At 73.6% G+C, this 22,035-nt stretch carries 17 protein-coding genes; 10 read left to right on the top strand and 7 right to left on the bottom strand.

Translation table 11 applies throughout. The features are described 5' to 3' along the window. The first annotated feature begins 66 nt into the window (after positions 1-66). From DVA86_RS23445 to pyk, 4 genes are all read left to right on the top strand, one after another. Positions 67-1,626, top strand: a complete 1,560-nt coding sequence (locus tag DVA86_RS23445; RefSeq protein WP_208881177.1) for a pyridoxal phosphate-dependent decarboxylase family protein — start codon at positions 67-69, stop codon at positions 1,624-1,626. A gap of 140 nt (positions 1,627-1,766) precedes the next feature. Then, positions 1,767-3,314, top strand: a complete 1,548-nt coding sequence (locus DVA86_RS23440) for a lysine N(6)-hydroxylase/L-ornithine N(5)-oxygenase family protein (RefSeq protein ID WP_245997727.1) — start codon at positions 1,767-1,769, stop codon at positions 3,312-3,314. Further along, positions 3,314-4,024 carry an SIMPL domain-containing protein gene (locus DVA86_RS23435; protein ID WP_208881175.1) on the top strand — a complete coding sequence of 237 codons (711 nt, stop codon included), beginning with the start codon at positions 3,314-3,316 and terminating at the stop codon, positions 4,022-4,024. The genes DVA86_RS23440 and DVA86_RS23435 overlap by 1 nt, the downstream gene beginning before the upstream one ends. Before the next feature lie 163 nt (positions 4,025-4,187). Further along, positions 4,188-5,621, top strand: a complete 1,434-nt coding sequence (gene pyk / locus DVA86_RS23430) for a pyruvate kinase (RefSeq protein ID WP_208881173.1) — start codon at positions 4,188-4,190, stop codon at positions 5,619-5,621. A 94-nt stretch (positions 5,622-5,715) separates the two neighbouring features. Here the strand turns inward: pyk and DVA86_RS23425 are convergent, their stop codons facing one another. After that, entirely contained in the window at positions 5,716-6,024 is a 309-nt protein-coding gene (locus DVA86_RS23425) for a chorismate mutase (RefSeq protein ID WP_208881171.1), read from the bottom strand. 205 nt (positions 6,025-6,229) lie between these two features. Then, on the bottom strand, positions 6,230-7,039 hold the full coding sequence (locus DVA86_RS23420; protein WP_208881169.1) for an SDR family oxidoreductase: 810 nt from the start codon (positions 7,037-7,039) through the stop codon (positions 6,230-6,232). 112 nt (positions 7,040-7,151) lie between these two features. Between DVA86_RS23420 and DVA86_RS23415 the strand changes: the two genes are divergently transcribed. Together DVA86_RS23415 and DVA86_RS23410 are read left to right on the top strand one after the other, a co-directional pair. After that, the gene (locus DVA86_RS23415; protein ID WP_208881167.1) at positions 7,152-10,706 is read left to right on the top strand and encodes an AfsR/SARP family transcriptional regulator; all 3,555 of its coding nucleotides are present in this window, start codon (positions 7,152-7,154) and stop codon (positions 10,704-10,706) included. A gap of 150 nt (positions 10,707-10,856) precedes the next feature. Next, on the top strand, positions 10,857-11,168 hold the full coding sequence (locus DVA86_RS23410; RefSeq protein WP_208881166.1) for a hypothetical protein: 312 nt from the start codon (positions 10,857-10,859) through the stop codon (positions 11,166-11,168). Here DVA86_RS23410 and DVA86_RS23405 read toward each other — a convergent pair. Further along, positions 11,162-12,124 carry a helix-turn-helix domain-containing protein gene (locus tag DVA86_RS23405; RefSeq protein WP_208885061.1) on the bottom strand — a complete coding sequence of 321 codons (963 nt, stop codon included), beginning with the start codon at positions 12,122-12,124 and terminating at the stop codon, positions 11,162-11,164. The two genes, DVA86_RS23410 and DVA86_RS23405, sit on opposite strands and share 7 nt — an antisense overlap. A 91-nt stretch (positions 12,125-12,215) precedes the next feature. Beyond that, positions 12,216-15,434 carry an endo-alpha-N-acetylgalactosaminidase family protein gene (locus DVA86_RS23400; RefSeq protein ID WP_208881164.1) on the bottom strand — a complete coding sequence of 1,073 codons (3,219 nt, stop codon included), beginning with the start codon at positions 15,432-15,434 and terminating at the stop codon, positions 12,216-12,218. A 233-nt stretch (positions 15,435-15,667) separates the two neighbouring features. Between DVA86_RS23400 and DVA86_RS23395 the strand changes: the two genes are divergently transcribed. After that, entirely contained in the window at positions 15,668-16,594 is a 927-nt protein-coding gene (locus tag DVA86_RS23395) for a hypothetical protein (protein WP_208881162.1), read from the top strand. Between the two features lie 44 nt (positions 16,595-16,638). Here the strand turns inward: DVA86_RS23395 and DVA86_RS35455 are convergent, their stop codons facing one another. Further along, on the bottom strand, positions 16,639-17,619 hold the full coding sequence (locus DVA86_RS35455) for a helix-turn-helix transcriptional regulator (protein ID WP_245997032.1): 981 nt from the start codon (positions 17,617-17,619) through the stop codon (positions 16,639-16,641). A gap of 212 nt (positions 17,620-17,831) precedes the next feature. On the opposite strand from DVA86_RS35455, the gene DVA86_RS23385 reads away from it, so the two are divergent. Then, positions 17,832-18,911 carry a peptidoglycan-binding domain-containing protein gene (locus DVA86_RS23385; protein ID WP_208881160.1) on the top strand — a complete coding sequence of 360 codons (1,080 nt, stop codon included), beginning with the start codon at positions 17,832-17,834 and terminating at the stop codon, positions 18,909-18,911. Positions 18,912-18,980: 69 nt separating this feature from the next. Here the strand turns inward: DVA86_RS23385 and DVA86_RS23380 are convergent, their stop codons facing one another. Beyond that, positions 18,981-20,147 carry a threonine synthase gene (locus tag DVA86_RS23380; RefSeq protein ID WP_208881158.1) on the bottom strand — a complete coding sequence of 389 codons (1,167 nt, stop codon included), beginning with the start codon at positions 20,145-20,147 and terminating at the stop codon, positions 18,981-18,983. A 127-nt stretch (positions 20,148-20,274) separates the two neighbouring features. On the opposite strand from DVA86_RS23380, the gene DVA86_RS23375 reads away from it, so the two are divergent. After that, a complete protein-coding gene (locus DVA86_RS23375; protein WP_208881156.1) occupies positions 20,275-20,538 on the top strand; it encodes a hypothetical protein in 264 nt (87 codons plus the stop codon). A 36-nt stretch (positions 20,539-20,574) separates the two neighbouring features. Here the strand turns inward: DVA86_RS23375 and DVA86_RS23370 are convergent, their stop codons facing one another. Continuing rightward, positions 20,575-21,441: a PPOX class F420-dependent oxidoreductase gene (locus tag DVA86_RS23370; protein WP_245997030.1), complete on the bottom strand. Its 867-nt coding sequence runs from the start codon at positions 21,439-21,441 to the stop codon at positions 20,575-20,577. A gap of 112 nt (positions 21,442-21,553) precedes the next feature. Here DVA86_RS23370 and DVA86_RS23365 point away from each other — a divergent pair, with 112 nt between their 5' ends. Next, the gene (locus tag DVA86_RS23365; RefSeq protein ID WP_208881155.1) at positions 21,554-22,018 is read left to right on the top strand and encodes a PPOX class F420-dependent oxidoreductase; all 465 of its coding nucleotides are present in this window, start codon (positions 21,554-21,556) and stop codon (positions 22,016-22,018) included. Positions 22,019-22,035 lie beyond the last annotated feature (17 nt).

The following is a 22,035-nucleotide window of genomic DNA, read 5'->3' as shown; positions in this document are numbered from 1 at the left end:
GCGTGTCCGGGACGTAGCTTAGGGCGACCTAACCCACCGGCTCCGTTACCGAGAGAGCAGCCGCCCATGTTGTGTGTGTCCGCTGTCGCCGATTCCCGTCTGCTCGCCGGCGGCTCCCAGGGTGCTGCCGCGCTCCGTCCGCTGGTGGCGACGGTCCTGGACGCGCTCGCGGACGGGGCGTACGACCGGTGCGGGCCGTTGCCCCGCGGTGGCCCGGCCGCGGTGGCGGAGCGGGTCGGTGCGGTGGTGCGCGGGGCGGACGGTGCGGGCACCGGCACCGGCAACGGCACCGGTGAGGGTGGCGGTGGTGTGCTGCCCGAGGAGGGTGTGGGTGCGGACGCGGCGCTGGCCGCGCTTGTACGGGTGCTGGCGGAGGGCGCCGCGGATCCGGCCGATCCGCTGTGTGCGGCGCATCTGCACTGCCCGCCGCTGGCGGTCGCAGCGGCGGCGGATCTGGCGGCGAGTGCGCTGAATCCGTCGATGGATTCGTGGGATCAGGCGCCCGCGGCCTCCGAGTTGGAGTCGCTGACGTGCGCGGCGCTGGCCGGGCTGGTGTACGGCGCGGACACCGGCCGGGCGGAGCGTAGGGCCGATGCGCTGGTGACCACGGGCGGTACGGAGTCGAACCAGCTGGGGGTGCTGCTGGCGCGGGAGTTGCACGGTCCGGGCGTCCGGCTGGTGTGCGGGGAGAACGCGCACCACAGCGTGCACCGGGCCGCGTGGCTGCTGGGCCTGGCGCCACCGCTGGTGGTGCCCGCGCCGCGCGGTGTGCTGGATCCGGCAGCGCTGGACGGGGTGTTGAGCGGTGCGCTGGAGTCTGCTTCGAGTGGCGCGCCGGGGCAGCGGGACGGCGGGCGGGCGCTGGTGGTGGCGACGGCGGGGACGACGGACGCGGGCGAGATCGATCCGCTGCCCGAGGTGGCAGACGTGGCCGCACGGCACGGGGTGCGGCTGCACGTGGACGCGGCGTACGGCGGGCCGCTGCTGTTCAGCGGCGCGTTGCGGGGCCGGCTGGCGGGTCTGGAGCGGGCGGACTCGGTGACGCTGGATCTGCACAAGCTGGGCTGGCAGCCGGTGGCGGCGGGCCTGTTCGTGGTGCCGGACGCGGCGGCGCTGCGCCCGCTGGACCACCGGGCGGAGTATCTGAACGCGGACGACGACACGGAGGCGGGGCTGCCGGATCTGCTGGGCCGTTCGCTGCGTACGACGCGGCGGCCCGACGTGCTGAAGGTGGCGGTGACGCTGCGGGCGCTGGGGCGGCGCGGGGTGGCGGAGCTGGTGGAGCGTACGTGCGCGGCGGCGCGCGACCTGGCCGGGCTGGTCGCGGCGGACCCGGGGCTGGAGCTGCGGTCGGAGCCGGTGCTGTCGACGGTGCTGTTCCGCCCGGCGGGCCGCGGGGACGCGGTGGTGGCGGAGGTGCGGCGGCGGCTGCTCGCGGAGGGGCGGGCGGTGCTGGGACGGGCGTCGCTGGACGGGCGGTTGTGGCTGAAGGTGACCCTGCTCAACCCGCATGTCCAGGGCAGCGATCTGGCGGCGCTGCTCAAGCTCGTCAACGACGCGCTGGCGGACGGCCCGGCGGGTTCGGCGTCGCCGCTCCCCCACGCGGAGGGGACGGTGCGGCCGTGACGGGCGTGGCAGACGGGCCCCGGAGCGGTGAGCTCCGGGACGGCGGGCCCCAGGACGGTGAGCTCCGGGACGGCGAGTTCCCGGACGGCGAACTCGCGGACGGCGACGGCTCGTACGGCCGCCCGTACGACCTCGCGGGCATCGGCATCGGCCCGTTCAACCTGTCGCTGGCCGCGCTGGCGGACGGCGTGCCCGGACTGCGTACGGTCTTCTTCGACCGGCGTCCGCACTTCTCCTGGCATCCGGGTCTGCTGATCGAGGGCGCCACGCTGCAGGTGCCGTTCCTCGCGGACCTGGTGTCGCTGGCGGACCCGTCGAACCGGTGGTCGTTCCTGAGCTTTCTGCGGGCGCAGGAGCGGCTGTTCCCGTTCTACTTCGCGGAGCGCTTCCACATCGAGCGCGCGGAGTACGACGCGTACTGCCGCTGGGTGAGCGAGGGCCTGGCCGCCGGAGGGCAGGCGGACGGTGGGGCGGCGCCCGACGGCGGCGGGCTGCATTTCGGCCACCAGGTGGACGCGGTGCGCTGGAATCCCGAACTGGAGCTGTTCGAGCTGGACTTCACGCAGCTCGACCCGTTCACGGGCGAGGCGGTGGCGCTCGGCCGGCGCTGCGCCCGCAATGTCTCGCTCGGCATCGGCACGGCCCCGTACGTGCCGGAGCCGCTGCGTCCGCTGGCCGACACGCCGACGGTGCCGGTGATCCACTCCGCCGACTATCTGGACCACCGCGAACGGCTGCTGGCCGCCGGGCACATCACGGTGATCGGGTCGGGCCAGTCCGGCGCGGAGGTCTTCCTCGACCTGCTGCGCCGCCGCCCGTTCGGGCGGGAGGGGCTGCACTGGCTGACGCGGAGCGGCGCGTTCGCGCCCATGGAGTACAGCAAGCTGGGCCTGGAGCACTTCACTCCGGACTACACGCGCTATTTCCACGCCCTGCCGGAGCGCGTACGGGACGCGCTGGTGGCGCGGCAGGGACAGTTGCACAAGGCGATCGACCACGGGACGCTCGCGGCGATCCACGACGAGCTGTACCACCGTACGTGCCAGGGCGGTTGGCCGGACGCGGTGCTGACGCCGGGTGTGAGCGTCCGTACGGCGGGCCGCATCGGGCGTACGCAGGTGGAGCTGCATCTCGAGCACGCCGAGCAGGACGAGCGCACCCGGCTCCGTACGGACGCGGTGGTGCTGGCGACGGGGTACCGGGAGCGTGCGCACGACGGTCTGCTGGCGGCGCTGGACCCGTACGTGCGGCGGGACGCGGCGCGGCGGCCGTGCGTGGACGAGCGGTACCGCATGGTGCTGGACCCGGGCGTGACGGGCGCGGTGTACGTGCAGAACGCGGAGCGGCACACGCACGGCGTCGGCGCGCCCGATCTGGGGCTGGCGGCGCACCGCAGCGCGGTCATCCTCAACTCGCTGACGGGGACGGAAGCTTACGCGCTGCCGCGCCGTACGGCGTTCACCACGTTCGGGCTGCGGGTGGAGCGGCCGGGCGGGCAGGGGGCGGCCGGTGGCCCGGCGGAGGCCGGGCGGGACGCGGACGGTGCGCACGGTGCGGACGGCCGACGGGACACGGGCGCGGCTCCGGGCGCGGCTCCGGCTTCCGGGAGGGGCGCGAACGGGCAGCCGGACGGTGCCGGGGTACGGGAGAGTGGGGGGCGTACCGTACCGCTGATCAGGGAGCCGTAATGACCGACGACCAGTCCGGACCCGTGCCCGCCCCGTACGGGACGCCCGACGCGCCGCGCGTGGCCGTACGCGGCGAGGCGCGCCTGGAGTTCGACCCGGAGATCGCGCGTATCGGCGTGACGGTGAGCGCGCGGGGCACGGACCGGCGCGGCGCGCTGAACGACCTCACCCGGCGCAACAGCGAGGTGCTGGAGCTGCTGAAGGGCTACGGGGAGGCGGTGGAGAAGCTGGAGACGGGCGCGTTCTCGATCACTCCGGAGCTGACCGAGAAGGGCCGCCGGGACCGGGTGCGCACGTACAGCGGGCGGGTGCGGGTCACGGCCACCGTCGTCGACTTCACGGCGCTGGGCGAGCTGACGACGCGCCTCGCGGATCTGGAGCTGACGCGGGTGGACGGGCCGTGGTGGGCGCTGCGCCCGGATTCGCCGGTGCACCGTGAGGCGCGCCAGCAGGCCGTACGGGAGGCGGTGACGCGGGCGCGGGAGTACGCGGGCGCGCTGGGTTCGGAGCTGGTGTCGCTGCTGGAGCTGGCGGATCTGGGCGCGGAGGGGCCGGGGCCGCTGCCGCCCGCGCCGGGCGGGATGGCGCGTGCGGCGGGGTTCGGGGGTGCGCCGGGTGGTGCCGCGCCGGAGCTGGATCTGGAGCCGGAGCGGCAGACGGTGCACGCGCATGTCAACGCGCGCTTCACGATGAGTCCGCCCGCGCTCTGAGCGGCGGGGGGTACGGGCGCGGGGCGCGCCCGGGACCCTTGAGCGCTCATCGGAGCGGGGGTGTGCGCATCTTTAAAAGTTGTCAACGGTCCTTCATCGGACGGCCGTTGGTCAGTCACCTTCCGACAGTTCTCTACCCGTCGGTAAGTCATAGGCTCGAGATATGCGCCGAGCAAAGATCGTCAGCACTCTGGGGCCCGCCACCGACTCGTACGAGCAGATCAAGACGCTCGTGGCGGCCGGAATGGACGTGGCCAGGCTCAATCTGAGCCATGGCACGCACATCGACCACGAGGCACGTTACGAGCGGGTGCGCGCCGCCTCCGCGGAGACCGGCCGCAGCGTCGGCATTCTCGCGGACCTTCAAGGTCCGAAGATCCGCCTCGGCCGTTTCCGCGACGGGCCCGTACTCCTTGAACGCGGCGACGAGTTCGCGATCACCGTCGAGGAGGGCGAGGGCGACCGTACGTGCTGCGGCACCACGTACGAGGGCCTGGCCGCGGACGTCTCGCCGGGCGAGCTGATCCTCGTGGACGACGGCCGGGTCACGCTGAAGGTGACGGCCGTGGAGGGCCCGCGGGTGCACACGCTGGTGGTCGAGGGCGGCATGGTCTCCGACCACAAGGGCCTCAACCTCCCCGGCGTCGCGGTCTCGGTGCCCGCGATGAGCGAGAAGGACGTCGAGGACCTGCGCTGGGCGCTGCGCATGGGGGCCGACGTGATCGCCCTGTCGTTCGTTCGGGACGCACAGGACGTGAAGGAGGTCCACCGCGTGATGGCGGAGGAGGGGCGCCGCGTCCCGGTCATCGCGAAGATCGAGAAGCCGCAGGCGGTGGACAACCTGGAGGCGATCGTCGACGCGTTCGACGGGCTGATGGTCGCGCGCGGTGACCTGGGTGTCGAAATGCCGCTGGAGTCCGTGCCGATGGTGCAGAAGCGGGCGATCAAGCTGGCGCGGCGGAACGCCAAGCCGGTGATCGTCGCGACGCAGATGCTCGACTCCATGGTCGACGCGTCCCGCCCGACCCGCGCCGAGGTGTCCGACGTCGCGAACGCCGTCATGGACGGCACGGACGCGGTGATGCTCTCCGGCGAGACGAGCGTCGGCAACTACCCCGTGGAGACGGTCCGCACGATGGGCCGCATCGTCGAAGCGGCCGAACAGGACATGCTGGCCAAGGGCCTTCCGCCGCTGACCGAGCGGAGCAAGCCGCGCACGCAGGGTGGCGCGGTGGCGCGGGCGGCGGCGGAGATGGGCGACTTCCTGGGGGCGCGGTTCCTGGTCGCCTTCACGCAGTCCGGCGACACGGTCCGCCGCCTGGCCCGCTACCGCTCCCCCATCCCCGTACTGGCGTTCACGCCGGACGAGGCGACGCGCTCCCAGCTGAATCTGACGTGGGGCGTGGAGACGTTCCTCGGGCCGACCGTGCAGACGACGGACGAGATGGTGAACCAGGTCGACGAGCAGCTGCTCAAGATCGGGCGTTGCGAGCGCGGCGACATCGTGGTGATCACGGCGGGTTCGCCGCCCGGCGTGCCGGGCTCCACGAACCTGGTGCGCGTGCACCACATCGGCGAGGACGACAGCCCGCGCTGAACCCCGGCGCCGAGCCCCCGCGCCGAGCGGCGGCGCGAGCACCGCGCGGCGCTCGTGGGCGCCGTATGAGCGCGCCGTGAGTGCCCGCGTACGCTCAGGAGCGGGCGATCGTCTCGTGGTGCCGGATGACCTCGGCGATGATGAAGTTCAGCAGCTTCTCCGCGAACGCCGGATCGAGCTTGGCGTGCTCGGCCAGCTCCCGCAGCCGTACGATCTGCCGCGCCTCGCGCCCCGGATCGGCGGGCGGCAGCCGGTGGTCGGCCTTCAGCCGCCCGACGCGCTGCGTGCACTTGAACCGCTCCGCGAGCATGTGCACCACCGCCGCATCGATGTTGTCGATGCTGGCGCGCAGTTCCTCGAGCTGTTCCCGTACGGACTCGTCCGTCGTGTCGGTCTCGTTCATCGACAGCAGAGCCTATGCGGCGTCCGGCCCCGCTGTCGCCGACCGGCCGCATCCCGGACACGAACCGGTCGGGCGGCGGGTACGGAGCCCGCGGCGCGGACCGGGCGGATGCCCGGCCCGCGGCACCGCGGGCGCGCGTACACCGGCGGGGCTGGCGTGCGGCCTCGGCTTACGCGTACGGCCCGGCTTACGCGTACGGCCCTGCTTACGGGTGCTCGAACGGCGCCAGCCCCTGCATCAGCCCGCCGTCCACCGCCAGCGCGACCGCCGTCGTGAACGTCGCCCCCGTGGCCAGGAACACCGCCGCGTCCGCCACCTCGTCCGTGGTGCCGTTCCGGCCCATGGGCGTCACCTTGTTGCCCTCCTCCTCGAAGCCCGCGCGCTCCTCGTCGCTGATCCCGGCGACGCCCATCGTCGGCGTCTTGATGAAGCCGGGTGCGACGGCGTTGACGCGGATGTTCCGGGGCAGGAGTTCGGCCGCGAGCGTCTGGGCCGAAGCCCACAGCGCCGCCTTGGTGCCGAGGTAGACGGACATGCCGGGCTGGCCGCCAGTGCCGACGCCGCCGACGAGGGTGAGGACGACCGAGCCGCCGTCCCGTACGAGCGGGGTCAGCCGCTGCAGCGTGAAGTACGCGCCCTTGGTGTTCACGGCGAACTGCCGGTCGTACGACTCCTCGGTGACCTCCGCGAACGGCGCGAGTTCGGCGATGCCGTGGTTGACGAAGAGGAGGTCGATGCCGCCCAGCCGGTCCCGTACGGTGCCCGCGAGCGCATCGATGTCGGCGACGCTGGCGGCGTCGGACCGTACGACATGGGCGCGGGCGCCCTCGAGTTCGCCGCGCGCCGCCTCCAGGTTCTTCTCGTTGCGCCCGGTGAGCAGCACCTCCGCGCCGCCGGCGAGCAGCCGGTCGGCGATGGCGCGGCCCATGCCGTGCGTGCCGCCGGTGATGACGGCCTTCCTGCCCGCGTACAGCTCTGCCTGTGTCTGTGCTTGTGTCTGTGCATGTGTCGTCATGGTGACTGGCTTCTCTCCTGGTCAAAGGCCCCTCTTGGGGCCGTGTGACCACCGTGCCGGGGGCCGCGCACGAGTCGCTGGGGGTCGGCGCACGGTCGGTTACGGTTGCCGCATGCGATTCGGGGTGCTCGGCCCGCTCGAGGTGTGGACGGCGGACGGGAGGCCCGTACGCGTCCCCGAGCTGAAGGTGCGCGCGCTCCTCGCCGACCTGCTCGTGCACGAGGGCCGCACCGTGTCCGTGGACCGGCTGGTGGAGGACCTGTGGGGCGCGGACCCGCCCGGGAACCCGGCGAACACGCTCCAGACGAAGGTGTCGCAGCTGCGGCGCGCCCTGGAGGCGGCGGAGCCGGGCGGGCGGGAGCTGGTGGCGTTCCGCGCGCCGGGCTACGCGCTCCGTACGGAGACGGACACGAGTACGGACACGAGTACGGACACGGGCGTGCGCGTCGACGCCGACCGGTTCCGTGAGCTGGCCGCGCGGGCGCGCGCCGCCCGCGAGCCCGGCGCGCGGGCGGCGCTGTTCGCCGAGGCGCTCGCGCTGTGGCGCGGGCCCGCGTACGCCGACTTCGCGGACGAGCCCTTCGTACGGGACGCGGTGGTGCGGCTGGAGGAGGAGTGGCTGACCGTCGTCGAGGAACAGGCCGAGGCGCGGCTGGAACTCGGTGACCGCGACGCCCGTTCCGGCCGGCTCGCGGGCGAACTGGCCGCGCTGGTCGGCCGTTACCCGCTGCGGGAACGGCTCTGGGCGGCGCGGATGCGCGCGCTGTACGCGGCGGGCCGGCAGAGCGAGGCGCTCGCGGCGTACGGGGCGCTGCGCGAGCGGCTGTCCGAGGAGCTGGGCCTGGACCCGGGCCCCGAACTGGCCGCGCTGCACCGCTCGATCCTCAGCCAGGACCCGGAGCTGGACGCCGGTACGGGCCGCGCCGTCGGGCGTACGGAAGAGGCCCCCGCCGCGACCGTCCCCCGTACGAACCTCCCCGCGCCCCTGACCCGGCTTGTCGGCCGCGACGACGCGGTGGCCACCGTACGGGCCCTGCTGGAGGCCGAGCGGCTGGTCACGCTCACCGGGCCGGGCGGCGTGGGCAAGACGCGGCTGGCCGTGGCGACGGCCGCGCAACTCCCCGCGGACCGCTGCCCGGACGGCGTCTGGCTCGTCGAGCTCGCCGGTCTCGTACGGCCGGGCGACCCCGAGGCGGCGTGCACCGTGGAGGAAGTGCTGCTGGCCGTGCTCGGTGTACGGGACGACGATCCGGGCGGCCGTAACGCCCAGCCCGTACGCCTCTCCGACGTGCTCCGCGACAAGCGGATGCTGCTCGTTCTGGACAACTGCGAGCACGTCGTCGAGCAGGTCGCCGAACTGGCCGGCCGGCTGCTGCAGGCGGCGCCGGGCCTGCGCATCCTGGCCACCGGCCAGGAGCCGCTGGCGCTCCCGGGCGAGGCGGTGTGGAGCGTGCCGCCGCTGGCGGAGCCGGCGGCGCTGGAGCTGTTCGCGGCCCGCGCGGCCGCCGCCGCACCGGACTTCCGGCTGGACGAGGAGGGCGTACGGGAGGCCGCGGCCGCCATCTGCCGCCGTCTGGACGGCATTCCGCTGGCGCTGGAGCTGGCCGCCACCCGCGTACGGGTGCTGGGCGTGGCGGAGCTGGCCCGGCGCCTCGACGACCGTTTCCGCGTGCTCGGGGGCGCGTACGGGCACCGGGGCGCGCCCGTACGGCAGCGCACGCTGCGCGCGATGATCGATTGGAGCTGGGAGCTGCTGACCGCCTCCGAGCAGATCGTGCTGCGGCGGCTCGCCGTACACGCCGAGTCCTGCTCGCTGGAGGCGGCCGAGGAGGTCTGCGCCGGGGACGGGGTGCGGCGTGAGGACGTACTGGAGCTGCTGGCGCGGCTGGTGGACCGTTCGCTGGTCACGGTGGTCACGCCCCCGGGCGGCGGTGACGGGGCGCCGCGCTACCGGCTGCTGGAGTCCGTCGCCGCGTACTGCCTGGAGCGCCTGCGCGAAGCGGGCGAACCGGACCGGCTGCGGCGGCGCCACCGCGCCTGGTACGCGGCGCTCGCCGCGCGCGCGGAGCCGCTTCTGCGCGGACCGGAGCAACTGCGCCTGCTGGCACGGCTGGACGCCGAGACCCCGAACCTGCGCGCGGCGCTCGACGGCGCCGTACGGGACGGTGACCGGGACCTCGCGCTGTCCCTGGCCAACTCGCTGACCTGGTACTGGTTCCTCCGCGGCCGCACCCGCGAGGCCCGCCGCTCGCTGCCGGCGGCCACCGGGACGGCGGGCCCGGAGCCGGGCCCGGAGCCGGGACCGGGACCGGGACCGGGACCGGGACCGGCGGAGCACACCGTCGCGGCGGCGCGCGCCGGGGCCTGGGCCGCGGGCATGGGGCTGCTGGAGTGCGGCGTACGCGGGGCGGCGGCGCGCGCGTACGAGGCGCTGGCGGGGTTCGACCGGGCGGACGCCCCGGACACCGCGGGCGCCCCGGACGCCCCGGACGCCCCAGATGCCCCGGGCTCCCGCGGGGAGCGGGCGCGCGCGGAATGGTTCCTCGGCTACGCCCTGTTCCTCGCGGGCGACGAACTCGCCGAGGGCGAGGCCCTCACGGCCCGCGCGCTGGACGGCCTGCGCGCGGCCGGCGACCGCTGGGGTACGGCGGCGGCACTCGCCGTACGGTCCCGGCACGCCCTGCTGCGCGGCGCGCTCGACGCGGCCGCCCGTGACGCGGAGGAGAGCACCCGCCTGTTCACCGAACTCGGCGACGCCTGGGGCCAGACGCAGGCCGGCGAACCGCTCGCCTCCCTCGCCGAGATCGCCGGGGACTACGAGCGGGCGGCGCGGCTGCACCGCGACGGGCTGCGGCGCGCCGAGGAACTGGAGCTGTGGTCGGTGGCCGCCGACCGGCTGTCGGGCCTGGCCGGCATCGAGATGCTGCTGGGGCGGCACGGCGAGGCCCGGCAGCTGTTCGAGCGGGCCCGGCGGACGGCCGCCGGGCGCGGCTACGAGACGGGCGAGGTGCACGCCCGCGTCGGCCTTGGCCTGCTGGCCCGCAGAACCGGCGAACTCGACACGGCCGAGACCCACTTGACCGCCATGCTCGACTGGCACCGCCAGGTCGACTTCGAGCCCGGCAACGCGCTGCTCCTCGCCGAACTGGGCTTCGTCGCCGAGCTGCGCGGCGACCCGGACACCGCGCACACCCTGCACCTGGACGGGCTGCGCTCCGCGCGGAAGGTCGGCGACCCGCGCGGCATCGCGCTCGCGCTGGAGGGCCTGGCGGGCGCGCGCTCGCCAGGCCCTCCGGCGCGAGCGCCCGACGGCTCCGGGGCGACCGCGGCCGTCCTGCTGGGCGCGGCCGCCGCGGCCCGCTCCGCGGCCGGCGCGCCGCTGCCTGCGGGCGAACGGGGCGATGTGGACCGGATCGCCGCCCGCGTACGTGCCGCGCTGGGCGACGAGGCGTACGCCGCCGCGTACGGACGCGGCTCCCGTACGGACCTCCCGTCGCTGCTGCGGGAGCTGCTCGGCGACGAGCCGCCTCAGGCGTACGGCACCGGCGCGAGCACGGGCGCGGACACCGGTACGGACGCGGGCGCGGACACCGGTACGGACGCCGGTACGGACACCGCCCCGGGGCGCGCCCGTACCGCCCCGCAAGCGGCCCGCCCCCAGCGCTAGGGGTTTCCCGCACACCTCCACCCCGGCGGGTGAACTCCCTGGCCGACGCGGGGAGTCGGCCGCTCACGCGGCTAGTCTGACGCCCTGTCATCGCGCCACTCGGCAGGATCACTCAGGCAGGATCACTCAGCAGGAAGAAGGTGCCATCCGATGGCGATCCGTCGCGTTGTCACGGCGGCCGGGGCAGTGGCCTCGGCGACCCTCCTCGCCCTCTCCGCCGCGCAGCCCGCGCACGCGGCGCTGGGCTCGCTGCTCATCCCCCAGTTCGAGGGCTACCAGCGGACGCTGCCCAACCCCCACGGCTGCCACGCGATCGACCCGGCGAAGGACAAGGCCGTACAGAACCTCACCGACGAGCCCGCCACGCTGTACTCCGGCGCCGGGTGCACCGGTACTGCGACGGAGCTGCCGAGGTTCGAGACCAAGCCGCTGGCCGGCGTGCACAGCCTGTACATCTACTGAGGGACGTCCACCGGCGTGATCGTCGGCGGGCGGTCCGGGGGCGGGACGCGGTCGCTCCAGCCGCCCGGCACCGCGCGGCCCTGCCGCTCCCGGAACCGTACGGGCGGCGTCCCGACCCGGCGCGTGAACAGCCGCGAGAAGTACGCGGGATCGTCGTAGCCGACGCGGCGGGCCACGGACGCGACCGGCAGCGTGGTGCCCGCGAGGAGTTCCTTGGCGCGTCCGAGGCGGATGCCGAGGAGGTAGTCCTTGGGGCTGCACCCGGCGGAGAGCCGTACGGCGGTGCGCAGTTCGGCGGCGGTCAGGCCGAGCCGTGAGGCGTGCGCGGAGACGGACAGCGGCAGGAACGCGTCGCGCGCGAGCGCCTGCAGTACGGGCGTCCCGTCGGGTGCCGTGTCGGCGCGGGCGCGGCGCAGGGCGACGAGGAGTTCGTGTACGGCCGCGGCGGACTCCAGTTCCAGCAGCGGGTTCCCGTGCCGGGCGGCGCGGGCGATACGGCCGATGGCGGTACGCGCCGGGCCGGTGTCGGTGAGCGGGACCACGGGGCGTTCGGGCTCTATGCAGCCGAGTTCGGTGTACGCGTCGACGGCCGGGCCGGTGAAGTCGACGAAGGCCTCGTCCCAGCCCTCGTCCGGGTCGGGCCCGTAGTGGTGCGGCACGCCGGGCGTGAGCCACAGGAGCGCGGGCGCGATCACGTCGAGCGCCCCGGCCGCCTCGCCGTTCGCGGTACAGCTGTTCGCACTGTTCGCGCTGTCCGCGCTGCTCGCCGTACGGTCGTCCGCGCCGCCGGGGGCCGCTCCCGTACGGAACCAGCCGCGCCCGGCGCTGATCACCACCGCCACGTGGTGGTCCAGGACGCGCGGGCCGACGGGCGGCAGCGCGCCCTCCTGGAGCCCGACGCCGAGGCAGGCGAGGCCCAGCCGGTGGTGGACGGGACGGGGCGTGAAGTACCGCATCCAGGTCCGGTACGCGGCTGCGGGCGCCGCCTCTTCCGCCACCGTGTGCTCCCCTCGCCGCTGGTCGGGCCGCGGGGAGCAGCGTACGGCGTCAGGGCAGCACGGTCACCGTGAAGCCGTCCAGCACGAACTCCGCCTTGCCGTCGTCGCCGGTCTTGCGCAGCCCGACCCAGCAGTCCCCGTCCTCGGGGGCGGTGAACTCGTAGCGGTGCACGGCGGGTTCGGTCGCGACGGGCAGCGGGGTGCGGGACAGCTCGCGCGGCCCGGGCTCGTCGACGGCCGTGACCCAGGCGTACTGGCCGGCCTTCTCGTTCTCGTAGCGGAACTCGACGCGGTGGCGGCGCCCCGGCGTGAACCGGGCGGTGTGCGGGACGGTGCGGTAGACAAGCCCCTTGTTCTCGCCGCGGGACTTCAGCGACTCGTAGCCGTCGATCACGTCGTCGATGGCCTTGCCGTTCCAGCCGCGCTGCGTGTAGCGGCCGTGCCGCTGGGCGATGTGCGTACGGGGGTCGGTGGCGCCGCCCGCGTCGCCCTTCACGAACGGCCCCCAGCCGGGCCGGTCCCGCGGCGTGTCCGGGACGATCCGTACGGCGTCGAACCGTACGGGCACGCCGCCCGCCTCCGCGGACAGCTCCAGCGTGACGGGCCCGCCGCCCTCCGGCACGGTGAACGGGGTGAACAGGCGCTGGAAGCGGGTGCCGTGCTTCCGGTCGGCGGCAACGTAGTTGACGGCCGTCGAGCTGTCCGCGTGGCGGGACGCGGTGACGCCGTCGCCGGTGCGCACGGTGAGCGCGGCGCGCCGCCGTTCCCCGGCCGCGTCGCCGATCTGGACCTGTACGGACGCCGCGTACGCGCCGGGGCGCAGCCGCAGCCGGGACAGCCGCTGGCTGACGGTGGCGGCGGCCCCGGGGGCGAGGACGAGCTCGTGGTCGCCGGTCGCGCCGGGTTCGACGCGGGCGGGCCCATCGGCGGTCCAGCCGTCGAGGCCGCCCGCGTGGAAGCCGGGGTTGACCAGCGGGGTGCCCTCGCCCCAGCCGGGTTCCGGCTGGGGCGGCGCGGCGGTGCCGCGGTACAGCACGTACGGCTGCCCGGCCTCGGCGTCCAGGGTCAGCCGCCCGTCGGCGTCGGCGCGCAGGCGTACGGGGTCGGTGCGGCCCTGGGCGGTGAGCCGGTACGCGGTGACGGTGCCCCCGTCAGCGGCTGCGTCCGCGTCAGCGGCTGGGTCCGCGTCCTGCCGCGTCCAGCCGCGTGGCAGGCGCCAGGTCGTACGGCCGCCGTCCGGGCTGTAGTGGTAGAGCCGTTCGGGGTCGGTGGCGCGGCGCGGCGGCCACGGCAGGAGGTAGGTGCCGCCGTCGTAGACGAGCCGCCCGTCGGTGGTGATGCGGCGGGTGCCGCCGGCGTCGGTGACGGACGTGCCCGTCGGGCCCTCGAAGGTGATCTCGTGCGCCGTCCACGTCCGGATCGCGTATGCCTGCAGGTATTTGGCGGGCAGCGAGTCGGTCCAGATCAGCCGGTAGAACGCGGACCAGTCGATCTTGCCGCGCCAGCCCTCGTAGTTGCCGGTGCGCGGGATGCCGAGGAGCGTCGGCCACTTGTCGGCGAACACGTCCTTCTGGTGGTTGCGGAGGAAGCGGATGAACCGGGAGTTGATGCCGCGCGAGGTGTCCGCGCCGTAGTCCGTCTCGGTCGCCCAGTGCGACCAGAGCGCGGAGCGCTCCAGTCCGTGCCCCCACTCGGTGGTGATCCGCCAGCCTTGCGCGCGCAGTTCGCGCTGCAGGCGGTCGGAGGTCCAGCCGGACTCGCGGAACACGTCGAGGTAGAGCGTGTTCAGCGCCGGGTCCGTGTCGCGGCGCAGCGCGCGGAAGCGTGCGACGACGTCGCCGGAGACGAGATCGCGGCGCTGGTCGATGCGGTAGGACTGGTCGAGCCAGTCCCACTGTTCGTCGGTCTTGTCGACGAGGGTCTCGGAGAACGCGTTGGCGACCGGGTACGACTCGGTGGCGTTGACGTGGACGGCGAAGTCGCTGTGCCACCGCCTGCCCGCCCGGAGGAGGGTGTTGAGGCCGTCGAGGCCGCCGGCGCGCCGGTTGTAGTTGCCCGCGTAGTCGGGGTGCGCGGAGTCGTGGCCCTCCGACTGGTAGCCCTTCAGCAGCGTGAACTGCCGCAGCCCGGCGGTGGCGAGGGAGATCCGCTTCACCTCGTCGAGGGTGGCGAGGAACGGGTTGGTGGCCTGGCTCGCGAAGTTGAACGGGATGTGCGGCACCACCCGCAGATGCTGCTCGTCCGCGCCGAGCGGGTTGACCATGACCTCGCGCAGGGCGATGGCCGCGTCCTGCCAGTCGGCGGTGCCGTCGCCGTTCCGGTCCCGGGTGAGGACGACGGTGGCGTACGGCAGCGGCTCGGTGTCACCGGCGGGCGCGGTGGCGGCGCGGTGCGTCCACTGGCCGCAGGTGAGGCGGGCGGTGGCGCTTTCGCTGCCTGTGGGCGCGAGGGTCTGGTGTCTGAGGCGTCCGTTCTCCCACGCGGCGTCCTCGTCCGGGCGGTCGTGGCTGGTGTTCGTCTCGACGGAGGCGGCGAGTTCGCCGGTCCAGACGGCGGCGTACGCGCAGCCGACCGGTTCCGGGTCGGCCTCGGGGCCGTCGGCGCTCTCGGCGCTCTCGGCGCTCTCGGCCAGCCGTACGAGGGTGTCGCCGTCGCCGTCCTTGTCCAGCTCGACGCGGGCGGCGAGCAGGGACGCGCCGGGCTGGTCGCCGCGTACGGACAGCAGCGCCAGGCCCGGCACCTCCAGCGTGCCCACGCGCAGCGACGGCGTGTCCGTGAGGCGCGTGACCCGCCAGTGCACGCGCCAGTCCTCGACCCGGATCTCCACCTCGGCCTCGGCGCCGCCGGGCAGGGCGAGGACGTAGCCGATCCGGTCGTCGGCGGGCGCGCCGGCGGTGACACGGGGCGCGTGCTCCGTGCCGTCCACGAGGAGCGTACGGACGGGCTCCGGCTGGCCGTAGAGCACGGCTCCGGTTGCGCGCTCGCGGTAGTCGATGATCCGCGGGAAGCCGGTGTCAACGCGCACCTCCAGCGCGGCGGAGCGCAGCACCGCCTCACCGGCGCGGGCGGCGGCGGGCGTACGGGCCACGGCCGCGGCTGTACCCCCGTACCAGCCGGCGGCCGTGCCCAGACCCGCCACCGCTCCGGCGACGACGACCGTACGCCGCGCGGGGTGCGGCGGCTCGGGGTGCGCCGGGTGGTCAGGATGCTCAGGGTGCTCCGGGCGTGCGGCCCGTGCCGGGTCCTCCGGTTGCGCCTGTTCCGGCATTCCGCTCCTCCTCCTGGCATCGGCTGCGGTGCCAGCCTGGGGGCGCGGCGCCGGGTGCGACCATGGACAAAAGGCGGGCAGCTGTTGGACTGCTGTGGCGGACGTGCCGCCACGGCCGCGGGCCACGGGCCCCCGGCGCGACTGCCGACGCCGCGGCCGACGCCGCGGCCGGGGAGAACGCCCGCGCCGCCCGTAGAGTGACAGCTGAACGACAGGGCGCGGGGGTGGAACCTATGGCAGCGCGGCACGGCGGCACGGCCGACCCGGTCGAGCGGGGCTTCCCGCACCTCGAGACCGTACGGGCGGCCGTGACCGCGCTGTACAAGCGGCTGTCGTACGACACCATCCGCACCTTCGACGTCAGCGTCTCCCCCGGTGACGTCGCCTTCGCCGACAGTGACGACCTGTACCTCGGCGTGCAGCGCGTGGCCCGCACGATGGTGCAGCACCTGCGGCTGCCCGACGCGCGGATGATCGTGAACTTCCGCGACATGGAGCACGCCGCGAACATCGAGCTGGCCGCCGGACCCGAGTACTTCATCGAGCTGAACTCCCGGTTCAAGAACCACCGCCGCGACATCGGCGCCGCCCTCGCCCACGAGGTCATGCACGTCTACCTGCACCGCCTAGGCCTCGCCTTCCCCGGCACCCGCGACAACGAGATCCTCACCGACACCGCCGCCGCGTACCTCGGCTCGGGCTGGCTGCTGCTGGACGCGTTCCGGCAGGACGCGCTGTCGTCGCAGAAGTTCGGCTACCTCACTCCGGAGGAGTTCGGGTACGTGCTGGCCAAGCGGGCGGCACTGTTCGGGGAGGACCCGGCGGTCTGGTTCACCAGCCCGCAGGCGTACGAGTCGTACCGCACCGGCCGTACGATGGCGCAGCGCGACGAGTCCCAGCCGCCCCTGGCCACCTCCGGCTGGGCGGGCCGCCGCCGCTACGCGCGGGACCGCCGGCTGGCCCTGGCGGCGGAGCCGCCGTCCGGGTCCGCCGACGCCGCGGCGGCGCAGGGCCGCTCCGGGTACGCCTTCGAGGCCAACTCGCCGCTGCGCGTGTCCTTCCCGTGCCCGACCTGCCACCAGCGCATCCGCGTCCCGGTCCGTGGCCGCGTCCGCGCCCGCTGCGGCCTGTGCCGCACGGTCCTGGACGTCGACACGTAACACCCCACCTGGAGCCCCGGGCCGCCGAGACGTGTCCAGCGGTCCTACCCGTGCCGGTCGGTGGCCTTCTCACCCAAGTACCACACGAGTTCGGAACGCTGCCGGATGCCCAGTTTGCGCAGGATGCTGCTGACATGCGCCTTGACGGTTTTCTCCGAGATGTACAGTCGTCGGCCTATCATCGCGTTGGTCATCATTTCGTGGGCGATCAGGTCGGCGATCTCCCTTTCCCGCGTTGTCAGTGTCTCGGGGTACTGGCGGTCGTGTGATGCCGGTGTCTTCAGGGCCATCATCGCCAGTTCGGTGCTCACGAGCCGGCACTGGTCCTTGATCCGGCCCAATTCCTGCTGCAGTTGGGCCAGCTCCAGCAGTGCCGCGCGTGACTGCAGCGTGTCCACCGAGCGCGCCACCTCGTCCAGGCAGTCGGTCGCGGTGTGCAGCATGTCGATCGGGGACTCGAGGTGGCTGTGGTCCAGTTCGGGCAAGTCCCGGTACAGCTGTTCCCGCGCCGGAGAGCGGACACCGGAGTCGAGAGACAGTGCCAGTGCCCGGGCCAGCCACTCCAGTGCGGTCACGAAGGTGTCGTCGAAGACGTCGGGCCGGAGTGACTGCGTGTTGACCATGCCGATGACCGTGTCGGATTCGGGGCCGAACATCGGCACCGCGACGACGTCGCGGCTGGGTGTGCCGTCTCCCATGGGGGCGCCGGCGTGGCAGCGGCGGCCGTTGTCGTAGGCGTAGCGGTACGGCTTGGCGTGGGTCTTGATCCAGTGCGACATTCCCCCTTTGCCGAACCGGGAGGTGTCGGCGCCGAGGTGTTCGCCGGCGCTGTGGATGTAGGGCAGCACCAGTGTGTTGTCGCCCTGGTAGAGGCCCACGTAGAACGTCTCGACTGGTGCGATCGCGGCGGCGGCCCGGCGGACCACTGCGCACATCTCGTTGACGTCGTCGGGTGCCAGCAGCCGCAACTGGCGGTCGGCCAGGCGCAATGCGCCTCTGACCGTCTCTGGCAGTACCGTCTCCAAGGCGATCCTCCGGTGACTGACGTCGCGACCGCGGCGGGGCGTCGACGATATCCCGAACCACGGTGACGTGGGAGGCTCTCGCTTTTGTCACGCGACGCTAGGCCTAAGGCCTAGTTCCCGTCGGCCTGAGAATCGGTCGAAGTCGTAGCGCCACGGTGGGGTTCGGGTTACTAGGGTCAACGGCAGGTGCCCACGTGAGAAAGGCCTGGCCGATGCCCACACGACGTACTCTCCTGAGAACCATCGCCGCCGGTGCGGGTGTCACCGCTCTCGGTGTCGTCGGCTCGCAGGCGTTCGCTGAGACGGCGTCCAGCCCGTCGCCGCGCGACATCGACCTCAAACCCGGCTCGACGAGTTCCAACGTCGCCGCGATGCAGTACCTGCTGACCGCATACGGGTACAAGACCTCGGCTGACGGTTACTACGGGCCGGTGACCGAGGAGTCGGTCGCGAAGTTCCAGGGCGCTCGTGGTCTGGTCAAGGACGGCTGGGCCGGTCCGCTGACCATGGAGAAGATGCTCGACAGTGACAAGGTCGCCGCTGCGGAGGGCTGGGGCAACGGCAGCACCGTCCGGGCGGTCCAGACCCTGCTGGTCAAGCTCGGCTACAAGATGGCCGTCGACGGTGACTTCGGTCCGCTGACCTCTTCCAGCGTCAAGAAGTATCAGTCCGCGTGCAAGCTGACGGCGTCCGGCACCGTCAACTACACCACCTGGACACACATGTTCAGCCCGCCGGAGAAGCCGGGTGACGGCCTGCGGAAGGGGCCGGCGGTGCTGGTGGCACAGTCCGGCAGCGGGCTGTCGACGTGGGCCTACGACTGCGGGCCGGCGGCCTTCGTCGCGCTTCAGCTGCGGATGGGCCGCAAGCCCGGCAAGTGGACCGACGTCGCCCATCGCGGCGGGGCCATCGACTACGCCCGCCGCACCGTGCTGCGCATGACCAACGACACCCGCGGCACCGGTCAGATAGGCGACGAGGCCGGCGTGGTCGACGGATTCGAGCGGATCGGTGTGGACCGGGCGAGGACCGGTGGTTTCGACGGCGCGCTGTCGGCGGTCCGCGCCGGGGGCGTGTCGATGCTCGGCGGCGATCTGTCGGTGTGCGCCAAGTGGAACGGACGCTCCACCGGTTACACCCTGCACTGGATCGCGCTGCTGGACTACAGCTCCGCGTCCGGCGAGTACCAGGTCGCCGACTCCAGCAGCAAGTACAACAAGCTGGTCTGGGTGACCCACAGCCAGCTGGCCTCTTTCGCGAGCGCCTGGGGAGCGTCGGTCTGCATCAAGTGATGCCGGTCCCCGCCGCCCGACGACCGGCATCACGGATTCGGCGGCGGGGACCGGCACGGTGCGTACGGTTCAGGAGAAGAGCCGGGTCATCGTCGTGGGGGCCTTCATGCCCGAGCCCGTAAGGATGACCACCGTCGTCTCGCCGGGGCGGATCGCGCCGCGGGCGCGGAAGTGGTCGATCGCCGCGGCCGCCATCGCGCTCGTCGGTTCCGCGTAGAGGCCCATGCGGGCCAGGCGGCGGACCGCGGACTCGATCTCCGCTTCCGGTACGGCCGTGGTGTCACCGTCCGAGCGGCGGATCGCGCGGAGGACTTCCGGGAGCCGCACCGGCTCCTGGATGGCGGTGCCCTCGGCGATCGTCGGCGCGTACGTGACGGACGAAGGCGGTGCGCCGCCGTCGCCGCCCGCCTGGAACGCCGCGTGGATCGGCGCGCAGTTCGCCGGCTGGGCGACGAGCAGCCGCGGGCGGCGCTCGATCTGGCCCGCCGCGAGCAGTTCGGAGAAGCCGAGGTCGCAGCCCAGGACGAGGCTGCCCGCTCCGGCGACGGTCACAACGTTGTCCGGGGCGACGTACCCGAGGTCCTCCCACAGTTCGTACGCGAGCGTCTTGGTGCCCTGCAGGAAGAAGGGGTGCCAGTTGTGGCTGGCGTACGTGGTGCGGGCGGAGCGGCGCAGTGCCTCTTCCGCGGTGGCCTCGCGGGCGCCAGGTACGAGTTCCACTTCCGCTCCGCAGGCCCGGCTCTGCAGGACCTTCGCGGGCGAAGTCGCCTCCGGTACAAGGATGGTGGCGCGGATGCCCGCGGCCGCGGCGTACGCGGAGACGGACGCGCCGCCGTTCCCCGAGCTGTCCTCGAGGACGGCGCGTACGCCCTCCCGCGCGAGGTAGGACATCATCACGGCGGTGCCGCGGTCCTTGAAGCTGCCGGTCGGGCTGAACCACTCCAGCTTGAAGTGCAGCGGCTCCCCGTCCGCCGCGCCCTCCGCGCCGCCCCACCGCTTCGCGACCAGCGGCGTGCACCCCTCCCCGAGCGTCACGGGGTCGGGGATGTCCACGGGGAGCGCCGCGCGGTACCGCCACAGCGAGCGCGTACGCGTGTCCACGCCGGCCGCGGTGATGCCGGGCAGCGGTTCGACGGTCAGGGGTGTGCCGTCGTCGCCGCGCCAGCGGCTCGGCGTCAGGTCGTACGTCTTGCCTGACCGCCCGTCCAGATAGCGGGGCCGGGCCGCTGCTGCCATCGTCGCGTTCCTCCCTGGGTGCTCCGCGGAGCACGTAGTGCCGTGCCGTCCGCGGGACTCAGGGGTATTCGCGGCCGGATGTTCCCCCTATCGTGTGATGCTGCCGGCGAACGCAAGAGGGGGACTTGTGTCATATCCGCAGCAGCCGTACCAGCCGCCGCAGTATCCGCCGAACAACTCCAACACACTGAGCATCGTCGGGATCGTACTCGGCTCCGTCGCGTTCATCTTCTGCCCGCCCGGGTTCGGGATCGCCGGCATCATCTGCGGCGTCGTCGCCAACTCGAAGGGGGAACGGCTGGCCGGCACGGCCATCGGCGTCTCCATCGCGGGTCTGGTCGTCGGCATGGTGCTGGGCTTCCTGGTGTTCCGGAGCATGTACAGCGGCTGACGCGCCGGGGCCGGGGCCCGTCACCGCCGGCGCACCTCATCGCGCGTCCGGCTGCACGCCGGCGCCCGCGTCCGCAGCCGCGCCCGCCTCCACGTCGACCACCGCGAAGTGCACCGTACGGCCCGTCTTGCGGCGTGCCACGCGGTGTGTGAACGGCACCACCGCCCCGTGCAGCACCGGGTACTTGGTGCGGAGCATCCGCCGTGCCCGCCGCTCCTCGGCGCTCCCGTGCTCCAGCCGCCGCAGCCGCGCGCCGAGTCCGGGCCCCGGCCGGTTTCCGAGCCCGGTCGAGGGGGCGATGCGTACGGCGGGGTTGTTGCGCAGCCGGCGCGTCTTGACCGCTTTCTCGAAGCTCCGGATGTACGCGGTGCCGCCGTCGACCGCGATGCTCACCGGCGTGCTCCCGGGCCGCCCGTCCTTGCGGTACGTGGTGAGGAGCACCGTCTTCTGCCGTACGAACGGGGCCAGTTCGGGCCGCGTCGCCGCCGTGACGCCGCCCGTCACACCGCCGAGCAGGCGCAGCCGCAGGGCGAGCGCGGCGGCGACGGCGGCGGTGATCGCGGCGAGTACGGCGATGTGCCACCACTTGCCGCCGTGGTCGAGGTCCATGGCGTGGTTGACGGTGTGCACGGCGTTGGCAACGAGGGTCGCGGCGAGCGCCGTGGCCATCGCGTCGTGCCAGACGCAGGCGAGCAGCAGCAGCGCGCCCAGCCCCAGCTGGAACGCCCCGATGTCGTGCAGAAAGTGCTCGTGCTGCGGGAAGTCCACCAGTTCGGCGAACGAGTGGGGCCAGCCCAGTGACCACACTCCGGTCACCGTCGTACCGGCCCCGACCAGCAGGGCCACTCCCACCGTGAATCCGCGTCCCCGGACGCTGTCGTCCGCCGTCATCGCTGTCGTCATCGGTCCACCTCCTGCCCCTGTGACCGGACAGGGGTGCCGTTCTGTGACATCGGCTCCCGCACCGTGGCGGCCCTGGCGGACGGGGCGCGCCGCGGCCCGTACCCTCGCAGCCATGAGCCCTTCCATCGCGAGCAACACCAAGGTCGACCGCGACGCGCTGCTGGACTTCGTACGGCCGCGGCACCGCGCCATCCTCCTCACCCGCCGTGGCGACGGCGCTCCGCAGGCGTCGCCGCTGACCTGCGGCGTGGACGGCGAGGGACGTATCGTCATGTCGACTTATCCGGAGCGCGCCAAGACCCGCAACGCGCGCCGCGACCCGGCGGTCAGCGTGCTCGTCCTGTCCGACGACTGGAACGGGCCGTGGGTGCAGGTCGACGGCGACGCGGAGGTCGTCGACGCGCCGGACTCGGTCGAGCCGCTGGTCGAGTACTTCCGCGTGATCTCCGGCGAACACCCGGACTGGGACGAGTACCGGGCCGCGATGGTCCGGCAGGGCAAGTCGCTGATCCGCGTCACGCCGCGGCGCTGGGGGCCGGTCGCCAAGGGCGGCTTCCCGGCGCGGCTCGCGGAGTAGCCGGACGCTCACGCCCG

It is taken from the genome of Streptomyces armeniacus (assembly GCF_003355155.1).
GTDB lineage: Bacteria > Actinomycetota > Actinomycetes > Streptomycetales > Streptomycetaceae > Streptomyces > Streptomyces armeniacus.
This window is presented reverse-complemented; position numbering and strand designations above follow the sequence as displayed.